Genomic DNA, 17,815 nt, shown 5'->3' with positions numbered 1-17,815 from the left:
TCGCTCTTGAGGATGACGACTTTTTAAAATCACGTTCTATATCATTAGTTGGTTAGATAAAATTGCGTGTTCCGTCATTCCCTAGACTGACGAAGGAAGGAGTAGGGAATCTCTAACAAAGAGAGCGTATCCGTTATAGTACGCCCATTCCTTGCGCTTCTAACATATCGACGAGATCGATTAACGGTAAGCCGATCAAAGTATTCGGATCTTTACCTTCCATCTGTTTAAACAATGCGATGCCTAACCCTTCACACATAAAACTGCCCGCGCAGTAATAAGGTTGTTCTTTCTCGACATAACTCATGATTTGCTGCTCGGTTAAATCGCGGAAATGCACAACAAAGGTGTCGAGACGCGTGTCAGCTTGATTGGTTTCGTTGTTCCAAACCGAAAGCCCAGTATAAAAAGTAATGCTCTTGCCGCTTTGACGAGATAACTGTTCGATCGCTTTTTCTCGAGTATGAGGTTTACCTATGATCTCTCCATCAATCACACAAACCTGATCAGAACCGATGACTAAGCTAGGTTGCTCCACAGCACAAGACTTAGCTTTGGTCTCAGCAAGGCGCATCACCAACTGTTGTGGCGTCTCTTCTGGAAGCGGCGTTTCATCGCAGTCTGGCTTGGCTGTAATGAAGCTTAACTGTAGTTTTTTGAGGATCTCTTGCCTAAATGGTGATGTAGAGGCTAAAACTAGTTGGTAATTTCTCATTTTAATTTACAATTCAAGGAAGCATTTATCTCAGGATAACGTAACTTGTCCTGCTATTCATAATGCTCTGAATAGGAAAGGCAGGAAAGTACATTTTTTTTGCCATTTCCTTTGACTAAACACGATTTGGAAGATAAGATTCGCGCCCTATGCAAAAGGAAAAAATACCGCGTACAGTTGATCCGGCAAGAACGGCTCAAAAACGACTCGATATGGATGGTATCATTCAGGTCAGTCTTTTGAAGCGTTTAACTGAAGCAACTGAAGGCGTAAAACGTGACGCGCAAGTCTCAATGTCATTTGGGCTTGATGAACAACGATTAGTCGTTATCTCTGGTAAAGCTAACGTCGAAGTCGATTTAGAGTGTCAACGTTGTAATGAGGTTTTCGCACATGAGTGCGATGTCCAATTTACTTATACTCCTGTTTACAGTGAGAAAAGTGAAGAGGAAGCACCGGAAGAGTACGATTTGGTAGATCTGAACGAGTACGGTGAGTTAGACCTGATTCAATTAGTTGAAGACGAGTTCATCCTTGGATTGCCACAAATAGCAATGCACGACGATGCGAAATGTAGCGTTAACTCAAATAACTTGGTGTTTGGTGAACTTCCTGAAGAAATTGAGGAAGACAAAAAGCCGAATCCATTTGATGTTTTAAAAAGCTTAAAGAAGTAATTGCTTCTTTAAGAATTTACATAGGAGTAGGGTCAATGGCCGTACAAAAGAGCAAGAAATCACGTTCAATGCGTGGCATGCGTCGTTCACACGATGCGCTAACTACAGCTGCACTTTCTGTAGACGCAACTTCAGGTGAAACTCACCTACGTCACAACGTGACTGCCGAAGGTTTCTACCGCGGCAAAAAGGTTATCAACAAGTAAGGTTGACCTTTGCAAAATCTAACCGTTGCGCTTGATGCAATGGGCGGGGACTTCGGTCCTCGTGTAACAGTGCCTGCCGCCGTGCAGGCACTGTCGTATTTCCCAGAGCTAAAAGTCATTCTAATAGGTGATCGAAACGCGATCACATCTCAATTATCTTCATTAGGTCGAATGCCTGATTCTCGTTTGAGTATCCAGCATTGTGATCGAGTCATTTCCAATTCTGAAAAACCTTCACTAGCCTTACGTAATAGTCAGGGTAGCTCTATGCGTGCCGCTATCGATCTGGTTGCCGAATCACAGGCTGATGCTTGTGTGAGTGGTGGTAACACTGGCGCACTGATGGCTTTATCCCGTTTCAGACTCAAGCTTCTTCCCGGTATTGATAGGCCTGCATTGGTTTCAGCTTTGCCTACTGCATCCGGAAATCGCACATGGATGCTTGATTTAGGGGCGAACGTTTCTAGTGACGCAGATTCACTCTTTCAGTTTGCTGTCATGGGCAGTGCATTAGCAGAACAACATTTAGGTCGCGCACCACGTGTAGCTATCTTGAATATCGGTGCAGAAGAAATTAAAGGCAATGACCTTGTAAAACGATGCGCTGAAATGTTGTCCAATACTCAGTCTGTGAACTTCATAGGCTATATTGAAGGTAATCAATTACTTCAAGATGCTGCTGATGTCGTCGTATGTGATGGTTTTGTGGGCAATGTCTGCTTAAAAACGTGCGAAGGTACGGCTCAGCTCTTTATTGATAAGCTAAAAACGCGCATGATGGCTTCAACAATAAAGGGTTGGATAGCCAGAATGCTGTTTTCTGAGCTATTTACTGAATTAAAAACCTTGAACCCCGACCAGTATAACGGCGCAAGTTTGTTAGGATTGCGCGGCATTGTCATTAAAAGTCATGGAAGTGCTGATGTGTCTGCAGTCGTCAACGCGATTGGTGAAGCAGTACACGAGGTCAAACGACAAGTCCCCAGCCGCATTAGCGATCGTTTGGAAGCGGTTTTACTCGAGAGGCATTATTAGTCTTCATGTATAGCAAAATTTTAGGTACTGGCAGCTACTTGCCATCTCAGGTGCGTACTAACGCAGACTTAGAGAAAATGGTAGAGACTAGCGATGAGTGGATCGTTGCTAGAACTGGTATTAAAGAGCGTCGTATTTCAGCGGAAAACGAAACCGTTGCTGATATGGCGTTTTACGCTGCTGAAAATGCCATTGAAATGGCAGGTATCGACAAAGAAGAGATTGATTTAATCATCGTTGCGACAACCAGCAGTAGCCACACATTCCCGTCTTCGGCATGTCAGGTACAAGGCAAGCTTGGTATCAAAGGCTGCCCTGCGTTTGATTTGGCTGCGGCGTGTTCTGGTTTTGTCTACGCGCTGTCTGTTGCTGATCAACACATCAAGACTGGCATGTGTAAGAACGTTTTGGTAATTGGTGCTGATGCACTGTCAAAAACCTGTGATCCGACTGACCGCTCTACTATCATCCTATTTGGTGATGCAGCAGGCGCGGTGGTTGTAGGCGCAAGCGAAGAGCCAGGTATTTTGTCTACTCATATTTACTCTGACGGTAAATACGGTGAGCTTCTAAGCTTAGAAGTTCCAGAGCGTGGCGGTGATGCAGACAAATGGCTGCACATGGCGGGCAACGAAGTATTTAAAGTGGCGGTAACTCAGCTTTCTAAGCTAGTTAAAGACACATTAGCGGCGAACAATATGGATAAGTCAGAGCTTGATTGGTTAGTTCCACACCAAGCGAACTACCGTATTATTTCGGCAACCGCTAAAAAGCTGACGATGTCGCTTGATCAAGTAGTGATTACTCTTGATAAGCACGGCAACACGTCAGCAGCTACCGTACCAACGGCCCTAGATGAGGCTGTTCGCGACGGGCGAATTAAACGTGGTCAAACGCTTCTACTTGAAGCATTTGGCGGCGGCTTCACTTGGGGTTCTGCGTTAGTTAAATTCTAACCCCAAGCGATAATCAACAAACAAGGCACATAACTTATGTGCCTTATTCAATTTTTTGCTTAAAGGAAAATTACAATGAGCAAGTTTGCTATCGTATTCCCAGGCCAAGGCTCTCAAGCTATCGGTATGCTTGCTGACCTAGGCGAACAGTATGATGTTGTAAAACAGACATTTGCTGAAGCTTCAGAAGCACTTGGTTACGATCTATGGGCATTGGTTCAAGATGGTCCAGTAGAAAATCTAAATGAAACTTTTCGCACTCAACCGGCTCTACTAACAGCGTCTGTTGCAATTTGGCGTGTATGGCAAGAGCTTGGCCTAGAGCAACCTGTAAATCTAGCAGGTCACAGCCTAGGTGAGTACTCTGCACTTGTATGTGCTGGCGTTATCGACTTTAAAGAAGCGATCAAGCTGGTTGAATTGCGTGGTCAATTGATGCAAGAAGCAGTTCCTGCAGGCGTTGGCGCAATGTACGCAATCATCGGTCTAGACGATGAAGCGATTGCTAAAGCGTGTGAAGAAGCTGCACAAGACGAAGTTGTGTCTCCAGTTAACTTTAACTCTCCTGGCCAAGTTGTTATCGCGGGTAACAAAGCGGCAGTAGAGCGTGCTGGTGCACTGTGTAAAGAAGCGGGCGCTAAGCGTGCACTTCCGTTACCTGTTTCTGTGCCGTCTCACTGTGCACTGATGAAGCCAGCAGCAGACAAGCTAGCGGTGGCTCTAGAAGCTCTAGAGTTCAACACGCCAGCATTGCCTGTTATCAATAACGTTGATGTTATTGCTGAAACAGATCCTGCAAAAATTAAAGACGCACTTGTTCGTCAGCTATACAGCCCAGTTCGTTGGACTGAAGGTGTACAAGCGATGAATGAGCAAGGCGTTGAGAAGCTACTTGAATTAGGCCCTGGTAAAGTTCTTACTGGTCTAACAAAACGAATCGTAAAAACTATGACAGCTGCTGCAGTTAATGATACTGCATCACTAGAAGCTGCTAAGTAAATAACCACTTAATAGAGAAGTTATGATGAATTTAGAAGGCAAAGTTGCACTAGTTACAGGCGCAAGCCGTGGCATCGGTCGTGCAATCGCTGAACTTTTAGTTGAGCGTGGTGCTAAAGTTATCGGTACTGCGACATCTGAAGGCGGCGCAGCTGCAATCAGCGAGTACCTTGGTGAGAACGGTAAAGGTCTTGCTCTTAATGTAACGGATACTGACTCAATTGCTGCTACACTGAAAACCATCAACGATGAATTCGGTGCGATTGACATTCTAGTTAACAACGCAGGTATCACTCGTGATAACCTACTGATGCGTATGAAAGACGACGAATGGAATGACATCATCGATACTAACCTAACGCCTATCTTCCGCATGTCTAAAGCTGTATTGCGTGGCATGATGAAGAAGCGTCAAGGTCGTATCGTAAACGTTGGTTCTGTAGTAGGTACTATGGGTAACGCTGGTCAAGCTAACTACGCAGCTGCAAAAGCAGGCGTAATTGGTTTTACTAAATCAATGGCTCGTGAAGTTGCGTCTCGTGGCGTTACAGTGAACACTGTAGCTCCTGGTTTCATCGAAACTGACATGACTAAAGCGCTAAATGATGACCAACGTGCAGCAACTTTGGCGAATGTACCAGCAGGTCGACTAGGTGACCCTCGCGAAATCGCTGAAGCTGTGGTATTTTTGGCGTCACCTGCGGCAGCTTATATCACAGGTGAAACACTTCACGTCAATGGCGGTATGTACATGGTGTAAATTATGTGCAACATTTGTGCATGATTTAAGTCAAGATCATACGTAATTTCGGTTAAAATCGTGAAAATTGTGGTTTGACCAGAAAAGTTGACCTTGCAACTTTCAATAGATTGAATAAACTACGGAAAACATCGCATAAAGCGAACTCTGTAAAGGAAAAGAAAAAATGAGCAACCTCGAAGAACGCGTAAAGAAAATCATTGTTGAACAGCTAGGTGTAGACGAAGCTGAAGTTAAAAACGAAGCTTCTTTCGTTGATGACCTAGGTGCAGATTCTCTAGACACAGTAGAGCTAGTAATGGCTCTAGAAGAAGAATTCGACACTGAAATCCCAGATGAAGAAGCTGAGAAAATTACTACTGTTCAAGCAGCTATCGATTACGTAACTAGCGCTCAGTAATAATCTCTCCCAGGCGGTCACCTCGACCGCCTGTGTTTTATCTAACTCATCTATCCTCATCTTAAATCACCTCAATCCCCGGAGTGTAAAATCGTGTCCAAGCGTCGTGTAGTTGTCACTGGCATGGGTATGTTGTCACCGGTAGGCAACACTGTAGAATCTTCTTGGAAAGCCCTGCTAGCTGGTCAAAGTGGTATCGTTAATATCGATCATTTTGATGCAACCAATTTCTCAACTCGTTTTGCAGGTCTAGTTAAAGACTTTAACTGCGAAGAGTATATGACTAAAAAAGATGCTCGTAAGATGGACTTGTTCATCCAGTACGGCGTCGCAGCAGGTATTCAAGCTTTAGATGATTCAGCCCTAACTATTACTGAAGAAAACGCTCCACGTGTGGGTGTTGCTATCGGTTCTGGTATTGGTGGTCTTGGTTTGATCGAAGCCGGTCACCAAGCTCTAACTGAAAAAGGCCCTCGTAAGATCAGCCCGTTCTTCGTACCGTCGACGATCGTGAATATGATTGCTGGTCACATGTCTATCATGCGTGGCCTACGCGGTCCAAACATCGCGATTTCTACTGCATGTACGACTGGCCTACATAACATTGGTCACGCGGCTCGTATGATTGCATACGGCGATGCTGACGCAATGCTAGCGGGTGGTGCTGAAAAAGCATCAACTCCACTAGGTATGGGCGGTTTTGGTGCGGCTAAAGCACTGTCTACTCGTAACGATGAGCCTCAAAAAGCTTCTCGTCCATGGGACAAAGGCCGTGATGGCTTCGTTCTTGGTGACGGTGCAGGCATGATGGTTCTTGAAGAGTACGAACATGCGAAAGCTCGTGGCGCTAAGATTTACTGTGAGCTAGTAGGCTTCGGTATGTCGGGTGACGCTTACCACATGACATCTCCAAGTGAAGATGGCTCAGGTGGCGCACTAGCGATGGAAGCGGCTATGCGTGATGCTGGCATTACTGGTGAACAAATCGGTTATGTAAACGCACACGGTACTTCGACCCCTGCAGGTGACGTAGCGGAAGTTAAGGGCATCAAGCGTGCTCTTGGCGAAGCAGGCAGCAAGCAAGTATTGGTTTCTTCTACGAAATCAATGACAGGCCACCTTTTAGGTGCTGCTGGTTCTGCTGAAGCTATCATCACGGCAATGTCTCTGGTTGACCAAATTGTTCCACCAACAATCAACCTAGATGATCCTGAAGAAGGCTTAGATATTGACTTAGTACCTCACACTGCGCGTGAAGTTAGCAACATGGAATATGCTGCATGTAACTCATTCGGTTTCGGTGGTACAAACGGCTGTTTGATCTTCAAAAAGATTTAATCATCTTATTAAAGACGTAAACACTCGTAGATAGTCACAATTAGACTTGTTTTTAAACGGCTTGATGCTTTAGCATTGAGCCGTTTCTTTTTATGGGGAAAAACATGTTTTGGGTTGATGGAGAAAGCCAGCAAACTATCGATATTTTGGATCGTTCGTTTCAATACGGAGACGGCTGTTTCACGACAATGCTCGTGAGTGATGGTGAGATACAACATTTTCACGATCATCAGCACCGTGTCGACGAATGCCTTAAAGCGCTGCGTATTTCTGCTCTTGATTGGGATGTGGTTAGTCTTTGGCTCGATACTGCGCTTCAACATATCCAAGATAACGATCTTCATGGCACAAAGGGCCTTGATGGTTCAAACAAGCTCCATAACGCAAACAAGCCTCATAATCAAAAAGCAGGGATCAAGCTGCACGTTAGCCGTGGCGCTGGTGGACGTGGCTACAGTACGAAGAATATCGCCAAGCCGACAATCACCATAAGTACCTTTGATTACCCAAGTCATTATTCAGCGTGGCAAGACTCCGGTGTTGAACTCAGTATCTGTCATCAAGCGCTAGGTTTGAGCCCACTACTGGCTGGCCATAAGCACAATAATCGTCTCGAGCAGATTTTGATGAAAGATGAAATGGACCAGGCTAATGAAGTGGATGGTGTGGTTCTTGATATATCGGGCAATGTGATTGAAACCACCATGGCCAATCTGTTTTGGCGCAAAGGTCAGTCGATATACACACCTCAACTCACTCAAAGTGGTGTTGCGGGGGTTATGCGTAAGCAAGTGTTAACCGCGCTGAATCAGGCTGAACTTTCCGTTACAATTAGTGACTACTGCTTATCTCAACTCATGCAAGCTGATGAGGTTTTCATGACCAACTCCATTTTAGGGGTTGCCCCAGTTACCCGTATTAGTGATACCCAATTTAACATTGGAACCGTTACTCGTAGCCTTCAAGGACAACTAAACTCGTGATCAAAAAGTTATTTATTTTTATTCTCTTGTGCTTAATCGCAGCCGGTGCTGCTGGTTTTTATGTTTACAACCAAGCGCAAGATAACCTGAAACAAGTTATTCAATTAGAAAAACCACAAGTCGTGACTGTTGCTTCAGGTAGCAGCTTTAACCGCGTTCTAGCCCAGTTGATTAACGAGGGGCTGTTTGAGGCTTCTCCTTACGAGAAATTAATCCGTAAGTTACATCCTGAGCTTGTAGACGTAAAAGCCGGTACTTTCCTGCTTGAACCGGGCTTAACCTTAGAGCAGGCGCTACAGGTGCTTGTAGAAGGGAAAGAACACCAGTTTACCATTACCTTCGTTGAAGGCAGTCGTTTTGACGAATGGCTTGTTCAGCTAAAAGACAACGAATTTATTCAACAGACATTGGATGGCGTTTCTGAAAAAGAGATCGCTGAAAAGTTGGGTATTGAAAACGAAAAGCTAGAAGGTCTCTTCTTAGCAGAAACGTATCACTACACCTACGGCACCACTGATTTAGATTTGTTGAAGCGCGCGCATCGAGACCTAATGAGCGTGGTGAATGAAGAGTGGGAAAATCGAGCGGATAAACTGCCTCTTAAATCGCCTTATGAAGCGTTAATTCTTGCGTCTATCATTGAGAAAGAGACCGCTGTTGCGTCAGAACGTGAGCGTGTTTCTTCTGTGTTCGTTAACCGTCTGAACAAGCGTATGCGTTTGCAAACTGACCCAACGGTTATCTATGGCATGGGTGACAGCTACGATGGCAACATCCGTAAGAAAGACTTACGCACGCCAACGCCTTACAACACCTATACAATGAGTGGCTTGCCACCGACACCTATCGCTATGGCAGGCAAAGCGTCTATCAACGCGGCGTTGAATCCAGAGAAGAGCAACTACTTGTATTTTGTTGCGAGTGGAACCGGCGGTCACGTATTTTCAAAGAGTTTGACTGAGCATAACCGTGCAGTGCGAGCTTACTTAAAGCAATTAAGAAAAAACAGATAAAGAAATAATTATGAATCAGTCGAAATTTATCGTGGTTGAAGGCCTTGAAGGCGCTGGCAAAAGCACAGCAATCAATGCCATCGTTGAGACATTAAAAGCATCGGGTGTTGAGGATATTGTTAATACTCGCGAGCCGGGTGGTACCGTCTTAGCTGAAAAGATGCGCTCATTGGTTAAAGAAGAGCACGAAGGCGAGAAGCTTCAAGATATGACTGAATTGCTGCTGATGTACGCAGCACGTGTTCAATTAGTCGAGAACGTCATCAAGCCGGCACTCGACAATGGTCAATGGGTATTGGGTGATCGTCATGATATGTCTTCACAGGCATACCAAGGTGGTGGTCGCCAGATCGCGCGCACGACTATGGCATCACTGAAATCAACCACGCTAGGCGGCTTTAAACCCGATCTAACGCTATATTTGGACCTAGACCCTAGAGTAGGGCTAGAACGAGCTAGAGGCCGTGGTGAGCTTGATAGAATTGAAAAGATGGACATCTCATTTTTCGACCGCACGCGTGAGCGCTATCTAGAAATTGCAGAACAAGATGATTCTGTACTTGTGATTAACGCGCAGCAAGAAATTGAGCAAGTAGCCGCTGATATTAAAGTCGCGCTAACTGCTTGGCTCGACAAACAGTAGGTAGTCATGGCTGAAGTGTATTCTTGGCTCACACCGGTATGGAGTGAGTGGAAAAAAAGTCTCGATGCGGAGCGTTTTCCTAACTCTGTGATTGTTAATGCACCGGAAGGGCTCGGCGTTGATGCGTTGATTAGCCAACTTACCGACGCATTGATGTGCACGAACTATGAAAGCGAGTCGTGCGGGTTTTGCCACAGCTGCGAATTAATGAAGTCGGGCAGTCATCCTGACTTTCATGTGATCTCTCCAGAGAAAGAAGGTAAGTCGATCACGGTTGATCAAGTGCGTGCCAGTAACCGCTGGGCTCAAGAGTCTTCTCAGTTAGGTGGTTTGCGCGTTATTTTGCTTAACCCTGCTGAAGCAATGAACGAATCGGCTTCCAACGCACTATTGAAAACTCTGGAAGAGCCATCAAGCAAGTGCATCTTCATTCTGTCTACTCGCAACAGCAATCGCTTAATGCCAACGATTATTAGCCGTTGTCAGCAATTCAATGTGGTTAGCCCGCAGTTGGAGACAGCATCTGCGTGGTTAGATGGAGAAGTGGGCAAAGCAGTACCGCAGTACATTTTAGCACTCAATGACAACGCGCCTTTAAAAGCAAAAGCGATGTTTGAGCAAGGTGGCGTGGAAGCTTCAACAAAAGCGCTCGATGGCTTTGTGAATGTGATAAAAGGCACTCAACCTGACATGCTAAAGTTCTCTACAGAGCTTAGCAAAGACCCTTTAATTCAACTTGGTTGGCTTTGGCATCTATTGTCAGATGTACAGAAGCTGCATTTTGGTTTGGCGAATCAGGCTTTCACTCCGAGTGCGGAAGCACTGTGTGAGGTGATGTCTTATCAAAGTGCTTACGCAGCATCGAATAAACTGCTGATATTGATTGAGCAGTTAAAGCAACACCCTGGGCTCAATACGGAGCTACTCATAATGAATTGGCTGATAGCCACTTGCGAGGAAACATGTTCGTAGATTCCCATTGTCATTTAGACAAACTGGATTACCAAGATTTACACACCAGCGTAGAAGATGTGGTTAACAAGGCGAAGGCTGCTAACGTAAACCAATTGCTTTCTGTCGGTGTGACACTCGATTCGTTTGAAAACATGCTCGAGATGATCTCGCCGTTTGATAACGTTAAAGCCTCTTGTGGCGTTCACCCTCTCGATGTTGAAAGTGATTTCAGCCTAGAGACAATGCGAGAATACGCGAGCAACCCTAAGGTTGTGGCGATTGGTGAGACAGGTTTGGATTATCACTACCAACCAGAGACGGCGGAGCTGCAACAGCTACGATTTAAGCAGCATGTTGAGTTGGCCGTTGAGCTGAATAAACCTTTGATCATTCACACTCGTAACGCACGTGAAGACACATTAGCTATTTTACGTGATGGCGGAGCTGAGAAGTGTGGTGGTGTGATTCACTGCTTTACCGAAGATCAAGCGTTCGCTGAAGCAGCAATGGAACTAGGTTTCTATATCTCAATTTCAGGTATTGTGACCTTTAAGCAGGCTACAGAACTTAAAGAAGTTGTTAAGAACCTACCGCTAGACAGGTTGCTGATCGAGACAGATTCTCCATACTTGGCACCTATCCCATATCGTGGAAAGCAGAATCAACCTGCATATGTCGTCGAAGTGGCGGCCTACATTGCGCAATTAAAAGGTGTGTCGATGAAAGAGGTTGCCGAACAAACGACCAAAAATTACCAAAAACTTTTTTTGCGATAAAAATCTAAGTAAACAAATAAAAGGGAGCGAAAGCTCCCTTTTTGTGTTTTTGATCACCAAAAATACGTTTTTTTTTAATGTTTACGAATTATGTTGAACTTGAGAGCGCTAATTATAACATTTGTAATTTTGTTACTAAAAATAACATTCGCTCCTATTTTATTTACCCAGTAAAATAATAGAGCCACTTAAAAATACTTATATATTTCAATTAATTAAATGCTTGTAAAGCATTGCATTTCTAGATTTGACATGTGATCCAAGACGTGTTTTGAAACTAAATTTCGTAAGTGACTAGAAAGTTAGTTCCCCATCAATATATATTTAGCGGCAGAAAATATAATGCAATACATGGTTACATTTTCGCAGGGTGCTAACATATAGGCTACGGGGGTGTGCCGTTAGAACCCAATATAATTATTTTATCTTTATCAGGAGCATAAACATGTTTAAGAACCTTTTTGCTAGCCTGCAGAAAGTTGGTAAGTCTCTGATGCTTCCAGTATCAGTTTTACCAGTTGCGGGTATTTTGCTAGGTGTCGGTGCAGCAGATCTTCCTTTCATTCCAGAAATCGTTTCAAACTTAATGGAACAAGCTGGTGGTTCAGTATTCGGTCAAATGGCACTACTGTTCGCAGTAGGTGTTGCACTTGGCTTTACTAACAACGATGGTGTAGCGGGTCTAGCTGCTATCGTTGGTTACGGCATCATGACTGCTACACTTGGCGTAATGGCTGGTGTAATGGGCGTTGATAAAATCGATACTGGTGTACTAGGTGGTATCCTAGTCGGTGGTGTTGCTGCTTGGGCATTCAACCGTTTCTTCCGTATTCAACTACCAGAGTACCTTGGCTTCTTCGCTGGTAAGCGTGCAGTGCCAATCATCACAGGTTTCTCTGCGATTGGTCTAGCAATCCTACTATCTGTAGTATGGCCACCAGTTGGCGGCGCTATCTCTGCGTTCTCTGATTGGGCTGCTCACCAAAACCCACAAGTGGCGTTTGGTATCTACGGTATCGTTGAGCGTTCTCTAATTCCATTTGGTCTTCACCACGTTTGGAACGTACCTTTCTTCTTTGAAGCTGGTACTTGTGTAAACGCTGCTGGCGAAACTCAAAACGGTGTTCTTACTTGTTACCTAGTTGCTGATGACGCATCTCGTGCAGCGGGCAATGGCTTCGGTCAGCTAGCTGGTGGTTACATGTTCAAGATGTTCGGTCTACCTGCTGCTGCAATCGCGATTGCACACTCAGCTAAGCCTGAAAACCGCGCTAAAGTAATGGGCATCATGGCTTCTGCTGCGTTGACTTCATTCCTAACGGGTATCACTGAACCAATCGAATTCTCTTTCCTATTCGTTGCTCCAGTACTGTACGCAATCCACGCTCTACTAGCTGGTTCTGCATACGTTCTTGCGAACACTCTAGGTTTTGTACACGGTACATCTTTCTCACACGGTCTAATCGACTTCCTAGTTCTATCTGGCAACGCGTCTAAGATGGGCCTAATGGTTGTATGTGGTATTGCTTACGCTGCAATTTACTACATCGTATTCCGCACTGTGATTAAAGCTCTAGACCTTAAAACTCCAGGCCGTGAAGACGAGACTGAAGAAGAGTCAGTAGCGACTGGTTCTGAACTTGCTGGTGAGCTAGTTGCTGCATTCGGTGGCAAAGCGAACATCACTGGTCTTGACGCTTGTATTACTCGTCTACGTGTTGCAGTTGCTGATACAGCAGTTGTTGACCAAGACAAACTGAAGAAACTAGGCGCTGCAGGTGTTGTTGTAGTTGCTGGTGGCGTACAAGCTATCTTCGGTACTAAGTCTGACAACCTTAAGACAGACATGGATGAGTGGATCCGTAACAACGGTTAATTCACTGACTCAATAAATTGAAAGGAGGCCGAAAGGCCTCCTTTTTTGTTTTCAGCTCTATGAAAGATCTTTTCGCGTCTAATCCTCTCTAACTCAGAGAGTTACCATTCAACTCGATTATTTGATGGTCGTTCCCAAATTTTTCGTGTCTTTTATCTTTTACCCAGCGATGACACCTTTTGCTGAGATTCCAGTAGACTTCCGTTTTTTAAATACAGTCTGAGAATATTATGAAACATCGTTACTTGATCGGCCTTATGTGCTGCAGCGGAGCCTCGTTTGCTCAAGCTTCTGAAGCTCCAGCTTTGGAAGTGGGACTCGCCATTGACCAAGACCTGAGTGTCGTTGTGGAATTTGATCAGAAATACCGTGCTACGATTGGCAATGACGGCGCTGCCTTTGATTACATCTTGAAGCGTGGTCAGTTCGAGACTGAAGCTCCGTTGAGCTGGTACGTCGGTGCTGGTGCTTGGGCTGAATGGAATGACGACTTTGGCTTACGCTTGCCGTTAGGCGTGAAAGTGAATTTCTACGAAGGTTGGAATGCTTACGCACAAGTTCACCCTGAACTCGATATGTATAAAGGTGTTGAGTTGCAAATAGGCGGCGCTTTAGGTGTTACCTATAAGTTCTAATCTGAACTAAAACTGTTTTAATAATGAAAAACCAGCATTTAGCTGGTTTTTTCGTTTGGGCCGATCTTATATTTTTGCTTCATTGAGCCGCTTAGAAAGTAAAACTCAGTCCGACATTAGCTTGGAATTGGTTCATCCAGTCGGTATCAAAGCGAATGATGCACTCTTGCCCGTTATTTGGGATATTACAAACACCGGAGGTATCGTTGTCGACAACCGTGCCTAACCAACGTACTTGTGTGTTCAACGCTAATCGGTCGCTAAATTTGTACTCTAAGCCGCCAAAGATAGAAGTTGAGAATCCATACTTATCTTTTGCCCAGTCTACATCGACGTAAGAAGCACCAAGGCCTAGCCCTAGATAACCCGACAACACAGGCGAAGCAGGGTAGTAGATGCTGCTTTGAAGGTGCAGGTATTGGATGGAGGAGCTTAGGTTAAGCGTTTCTAATTCCGAGCTCTGATTGGAATAGAAGAAGCCGATACGTCCTTTTTCAAGTGGCGTTTCAATGGCAAAGGTGTAGTTTTCAGAGCCTTTCATGTCATAGGTTTTACCGTCCTGGTCTTCGACACTGCCACCGCCGGTATAACCTACCATAGGTGTAATGATGATCTCCGGCGAAGCATACGCGCTTGAAACGGAGAGAAGCGTAATCAGTGCCATCATATTTGCTTTGTTATTCATGAGCATATCCTTATCCATACACTTACTAATTGTGATGGTTACATCAATATTGTGCGACTAATTTCGACGATTCTTGAAGATACTTCACACACCTGATAGTACTTAAATAGAGACTCGACAAATTAATAATAAGCCAGAGGTGTCTATGGACCATAATCTGAAAAATGCCCTACAAATTACCGTGTTTATCTACATGATCATTCTTTCATTTGGCTTTATTGCGATTGGTAGTTAATACCATCTATTGCGAGGCTGAGTTTTGATACTCAGGGAATAATGAATAGTGGGATTATAACCAATATTGATACAGCAATAGACTTGGATTATTACGCTAAGTTTATTGCTGGAAAAACAGCACTGGTCGCTCAAGGTGGCGGACAGAGAAGTATTTTTACTTCTGGAGTGCTGGATGCCTTTCTTCTCTCAAATTTTGATCCCTTCGACGAATTTTTTGGTACCTCAGCAGGTGCTCTCAACTTATGCGCTTATCTGTGCCGTGATAAAGGCCTTGGCCGTTCTTTTGTTCTCGACCTCACAACCTCACCAGAGTTCTTCAATCTCTTTTCCTATATACGACACAGAAAGAACCTAGGATTAGAATGGGCGCTAGAACAAATTATGGCTTACCCATATAAGCTCGATCTGGATTTAGGGCGGCAAACGCTAGGCGATCGCCACTTCTATGCGGCTGTAACGGATTCCAAAGACTTACGAGACCACTACTTCCCATTATTGGGTGAAGATTGGTACGAGGTGATGATTGCGACCTGCGCCATTCCTCGTTTGTACAATGATGAAGTCTTTATTGGTGACAGTGCTTATGTGGACGGTGGTGTATCGGCGTGTATCCCAGTTCAGGAAGCGTGGCGAAGACAAGCCCGTTCTATTGTAGTGATTCGTACTGAGCCAGTGGTTGAGGAAGGTAATACCCAATTGGTTGAAGCACCAGTTAAGGGGCCTTCAGTCAAAGCGCCTAAACCAATCTCTGCCGAAGAACTGGAGTGGTTTCGCGAATCTTTCGACAATGTTCAAGGTCATTGGCAACAGAAAGTGGAGCAGTGGAAAACCGACTGGACCTCTTTCTTCCAACAACAAATTATGCGCTCAAAAGAGCAGAAGCGTGACCGTGGGCATTTAGACCTGCTGAACGGTGGTCGCTGGCTATTTGGTGCAGATGATATTTATCGCTTAAGTCATTTAATCGGAGATAAGTTTGATTCAGGCTTGGCTGACATGCTGATGGTGCATTATCAGACCTACTCATTGACTCAGGATTTTTTGAATTCGCCACCAGACGACGCGTTTGTGGTTCAGATAGCGCCAAGTCAGCCGCTAAAATCGAGTTCATTAATGAGCGACAAAGAAGACCTGTTGCACGATTACGAAATGGGCTTAGAAGCCGGTTACCGATTTGTAGAAACCTATACCTCAACGGAGAATGCTCGCAATTCTCATATGCCACAGTTAGCCACCATTGCTGCTGGTAAATAAATCTCGAAGTTGATGAGTTAGCATGCTGTGTCTCGTTATGCTGCTTAAGCAGGTTGTAGTGAGTCGTGTTCTGAAATGAAAAAGGGTTATTGAACTTGGTTCGATAACCCTTTTGGTTTTTGAGGTAAGGCAAATCGTTTCGCCTTAAGGTCAAATATTAGGTGACAGGCAAGATTCTCATACAGTTGGTCGACCCCGCCACATCCATAATGTCGCCTTGAGTGACGATCACTAGGTCGCCAAACTTAAGGTGTCCTTTCTCTTTCAAGCAAGTGAGTGTAGATAGTGCAATGTCAAAGCTGTCTTCGGCTTCTGTCTCGAAGTAGATAGGTGTCACACCTCGGTACAAGGTACAGCGATTAAGCGTTCCTTCGTTACGAGACAGCGCGTAGATAGGCATGTCAGCACTTAGGCGAGACATCATCAGTGCAGTGCGGCCTGATTCTGTGAGAGTGACAACGCCTTTAATGCCTTCCATATGGTTCGCAGAGTAGATGGTCGCCATCGAAACGGTTTCTTCGGCAGTAACAAAGGTGCGATCAATACGGTAATTGGATTGGTTATTAATGCCTGCCATCTTCTCAGCACCAATACAAACTTCTGCCATCGATTTTACGGTTTCGACTGGGTAGTCACCAGCTGCAGTTTCACCAGACAGCATCACAGCATCGGTGCCATCGAGTACGGCGTTGGCAACATCCATAACTTCGGCACGGGTTGGCATTGGCGCAGAAATCATTGATTCCATCATCTGAGTTGCAGTGATGACTGTTCTGTTAAGCGCTCTGGCACGGCGTATGAGCTGTTTTTGAACTCCGACTAACTCAGGGTCGCCAATTTCTACTCCGAGGTCACCACGAGCCACCATGACCACATCTGAGGCCATTATGATGTCATCCATGTTCTCAACAGTAGCTACTGTCTCTGCTCGCTCCACTTTTGCGACGAGGTGAGCTTCTAAGCCGGCTTCTCGTGCAAGCTGACGAGCATAGTGCATGTCTTCACCATTGCGAGGGAAAGACACCGCTAGGTAATCCACTTTGATTTGTGCGGCGGTGACGATATCGCGCTTGTCTTTTTCTGTTAGCGCTTCTGCGGAAAGGCCACCACCTTTTTTGTTGATGCCTTTGTTATTTGAGAGCGGGCCGCCAATGATGACTTCGGTATGAACGCGACAGCCTTCCACTTTGGTTACTTTGAGTTGAACACGACCATCGTCAAGCAACAGGATATCACCGGCGGATACGTCGTTAGGCAGTTCTTTGTAATCAAGGCCAACGGCTTCTTGATTGCCTTCGCCTAAACCTAGGCTGCTATCGAGAGTGAATAGGTCGCCTACGGCAAGTTGGATTTTTCCATCTTTGAATGTCGACACACGAATCTTGGGACCTTGTAAGTCTCCGAGAATGGCGATTTGAGTGCCGTGTCTTTTAGCTATTGCTCTGACTTTTTCTGCGCGTTGTATATGGTCGTCGCTGGTGCCGTGAGAGAAGTTCATACGAACGATATTGGCACCGGCTTTGATGATCTCTTCAAGCACGTTACCTTTATCAGTAGAAGGGCCTAGCGTTGTGACGATTTTCGTTTTTCTTAATTCGGCTGTCATGAATACTCCTAGAGTGAGGCCAAGTAATCTTTTAAAAGACTAGGGCGTGTTGATCTTTCGAGCTGAT

20 protein-coding genes are annotated in these 17,815 nt (G+C 45.0%); 17 read left to right on the top strand and 3 right to left on the bottom strand.

Features of this window, described 5'->3' with window-relative positions:
• Positions 1–133 precede the first annotated feature (133 nt).
• Positions 134–715, bottom strand: coding sequence for a nucleoside triphosphate pyrophosphatase (locus AB4484_RS15505; RefSeq protein WP_372079085.1), 582 nt, complete (start codon positions 713–715; stop codon positions 134–136).
• 149 nt (positions 716–864) lie between these two features.
• On the opposite strand from AB4484_RS15505, the gene yceD reads away from it, so the two are divergent.
• The 15 genes from yceD to AB4484_RS15430 all read left to right on the top strand — a co-directional run bounded on the left by yceD (position 865) and on the right by AB4484_RS15430 (position 13,966).
• Positions 865–1,392 carry a 23S rRNA accumulation protein YceD gene (gene yceD, locus AB4484_RS15500; RefSeq protein WP_017062153.1) on the top strand — a complete coding sequence of 176 codons (528 nt, stop codon included), beginning with the start codon at positions 865–867 and terminating at the stop codon, positions 1,390–1,392.
• Between the two features lie 35 nt (positions 1,393–1,427).
• The gene (rpmF, locus tag AB4484_RS15495) at positions 1,428–1,598 is read left to right on the top strand and encodes a 50S ribosomal protein L32 (RefSeq protein WP_004737376.1); all 171 of its coding nucleotides are present in this window, start codon (positions 1,428–1,430) and stop codon (positions 1,596–1,598) included.
• A 9-nt stretch (positions 1,599–1,607) separates the two neighbouring features.
• Positions 1,608–2,633 carry a phosphate acyltransferase PlsX gene (gene plsX, locus AB4484_RS15490; RefSeq protein WP_017062152.1) on the top strand — a complete coding sequence of 342 codons (1,026 nt, stop codon included), beginning with the start codon at positions 1,608–1,610 and terminating at the stop codon, positions 2,631–2,633.
• Positions 2,634–2,638: 5 nt separating this feature from the next.
• Positions 2,639–3,589 carry a beta-ketoacyl-ACP synthase III gene (locus AB4484_RS15485; protein ID WP_017054985.1) on the top strand — a complete coding sequence of 317 codons (951 nt, stop codon included), beginning with the start codon at positions 2,639–2,641 and terminating at the stop codon, positions 3,587–3,589.
• A gap of 75 nt (positions 3,590–3,664) precedes the next feature.
• Positions 3,665–4,588: an ACP S-malonyltransferase gene (gene fabD / locus AB4484_RS15480; RefSeq protein WP_017630537.1), complete on the top strand. Its 924-nt coding sequence runs from the start codon at positions 3,665–3,667 to the stop codon at positions 4,586–4,588.
• Positions 4,589–4,613: 25 nt separating this feature from the next.
• Complete coding sequence (gene fabG / locus AB4484_RS15475) at positions 4,614–5,348, top strand: 3-oxoacyl-ACP reductase FabG (protein WP_029235138.1); 735 nt, start codon at positions 4,614–4,616, stop codon at positions 5,346–5,348.
• Between the two features lie 166 nt (positions 5,349–5,514).
• The gene (gene acpP / locus AB4484_RS15470; RefSeq protein WP_004737381.1) at positions 5,515–5,748 is read left to right on the top strand and encodes an acyl carrier protein; all 234 of its coding nucleotides are present in this window, start codon (positions 5,515–5,517) and stop codon (positions 5,746–5,748) included.
• 93 nt (positions 5,749–5,841) lie between these two features.
• Positions 5,842–7,086, top strand: coding sequence for a beta-ketoacyl-ACP synthase II (gene fabF / locus AB4484_RS15465; RefSeq protein WP_010437291.1), 1,245 nt, complete (start codon positions 5,842–5,844; stop codon positions 7,084–7,086).
• 104 nt (positions 7,087–7,190) lie between these two features.
• On the top strand, positions 7,191–8,069 hold the full coding sequence (gene pabC / locus AB4484_RS15460) for an aminodeoxychorismate lyase (RefSeq protein ID WP_372079083.1): 879 nt from the start codon (positions 7,191–7,193) through the stop codon (positions 8,067–8,069).
• Positions 8,066–9,082: an endolytic transglycosylase MltG gene (gene mltG / locus AB4484_RS15455; protein WP_372079081.1), complete on the top strand. Its 1,017-nt coding sequence runs from the start codon at positions 8,066–8,068 to the stop codon at positions 9,080–9,082. Before pabC ends, mltG begins: the two co-directional genes overlap by 4 nt.
• A gap of 10 nt (positions 9,083–9,092) precedes the next feature.
• Complete coding sequence (gene tmk / locus AB4484_RS15450) at positions 9,093–9,725, top strand: dTMP kinase (RefSeq protein ID WP_372079079.1); 633 nt, start codon at positions 9,093–9,095, stop codon at positions 9,723–9,725.
• A 6-nt stretch (positions 9,726–9,731) separates the two neighbouring features.
• Positions 9,732–10,697: a DNA polymerase III subunit delta' gene (locus tag AB4484_RS15445; protein WP_372079077.1), complete on the top strand. Its 966-nt coding sequence runs from the start codon at positions 9,732–9,734 to the stop codon at positions 10,695–10,697.
• Positions 10,688–11,455 (top strand): TatD family hydrolase, encoded by a 768-nt coding sequence (locus AB4484_RS15440; RefSeq protein ID WP_048610588.1) that lies wholly within the window; start codon positions 10,688–10,690, stop codon positions 11,453–11,455. The genes AB4484_RS15445 and AB4484_RS15440 overlap by 10 nt, the downstream gene beginning before the upstream one ends.
• A 445-nt stretch (positions 11,456–11,900) precedes the next feature.
• Positions 11,901–13,331 (top strand): PTS glucose transporter subunit IIBC, encoded by a 1,431-nt coding sequence (gene ptsG / locus AB4484_RS15435; RefSeq protein WP_048610590.1) that lies wholly within the window; start codon positions 11,901–11,903, stop codon positions 13,329–13,331.
• A gap of 230 nt (positions 13,332–13,561) precedes the next feature.
• Positions 13,562–13,966, top strand: a complete 405-nt coding sequence (locus tag AB4484_RS15430; RefSeq protein ID WP_048610592.1) for a hypothetical protein — start codon at positions 13,562–13,564, stop codon at positions 13,964–13,966.
• 91 nt (positions 13,967–14,057) lie between these two features.
• Here the strand turns inward: AB4484_RS15430 and AB4484_RS15425 are convergent, their stop codons facing one another.
• Complete coding sequence (locus tag AB4484_RS15425) at positions 14,058–14,651, bottom strand: outer membrane beta-barrel protein (protein WP_017067207.1); 594 nt, start codon at positions 14,649–14,651, stop codon at positions 14,058–14,060.
• Between the two features lie 145 nt (positions 14,652–14,796).
• Here AB4484_RS15425 and AB4484_RS15420 point away from each other — a divergent pair, with 145 nt between their 5' ends.
• Entirely contained in the window at positions 14,797–14,886 is a 90-nt protein-coding gene (locus AB4484_RS15420) for a YnhF family membrane protein (RefSeq protein ID WP_100214626.1), read from the top strand.
• 41 nt (positions 14,887–14,927) lie between these two features.
• Positions 14,928–16,142 carry a patatin family protein gene (locus AB4484_RS15415; RefSeq protein ID WP_372079074.1) on the top strand — a complete coding sequence of 405 codons (1,215 nt, stop codon included), beginning with the start codon at positions 14,928–14,930 and terminating at the stop codon, positions 16,140–16,142.
• Positions 16,143–16,299: 157 nt separating this feature from the next.
• On the opposite strand, the gene pyk is transcribed toward AB4484_RS15415, so the two are convergent.
• Entirely contained in the window at positions 16,300–17,748 is a 1,449-nt protein-coding gene (gene pyk / locus AB4484_RS15410; protein WP_017062141.1) for a pyruvate kinase, read from the bottom strand.
• Positions 17,749–17,815 lie beyond the last annotated feature (67 nt).

This window comes from Vibrio sp. 10N.261.46.A3, from assembly GCF_041472995.1.
In the GTDB taxonomy this organism is placed as follows: Bacteria; Pseudomonadota; Gammaproteobacteria; order Enterobacterales; family Vibrionaceae; genus Vibrio; species Vibrio coralliirubri.
Note: the sequence above shows the minus strand (reverse complement) of the source record. Positions and strands in the feature narration are given on the sequence as shown.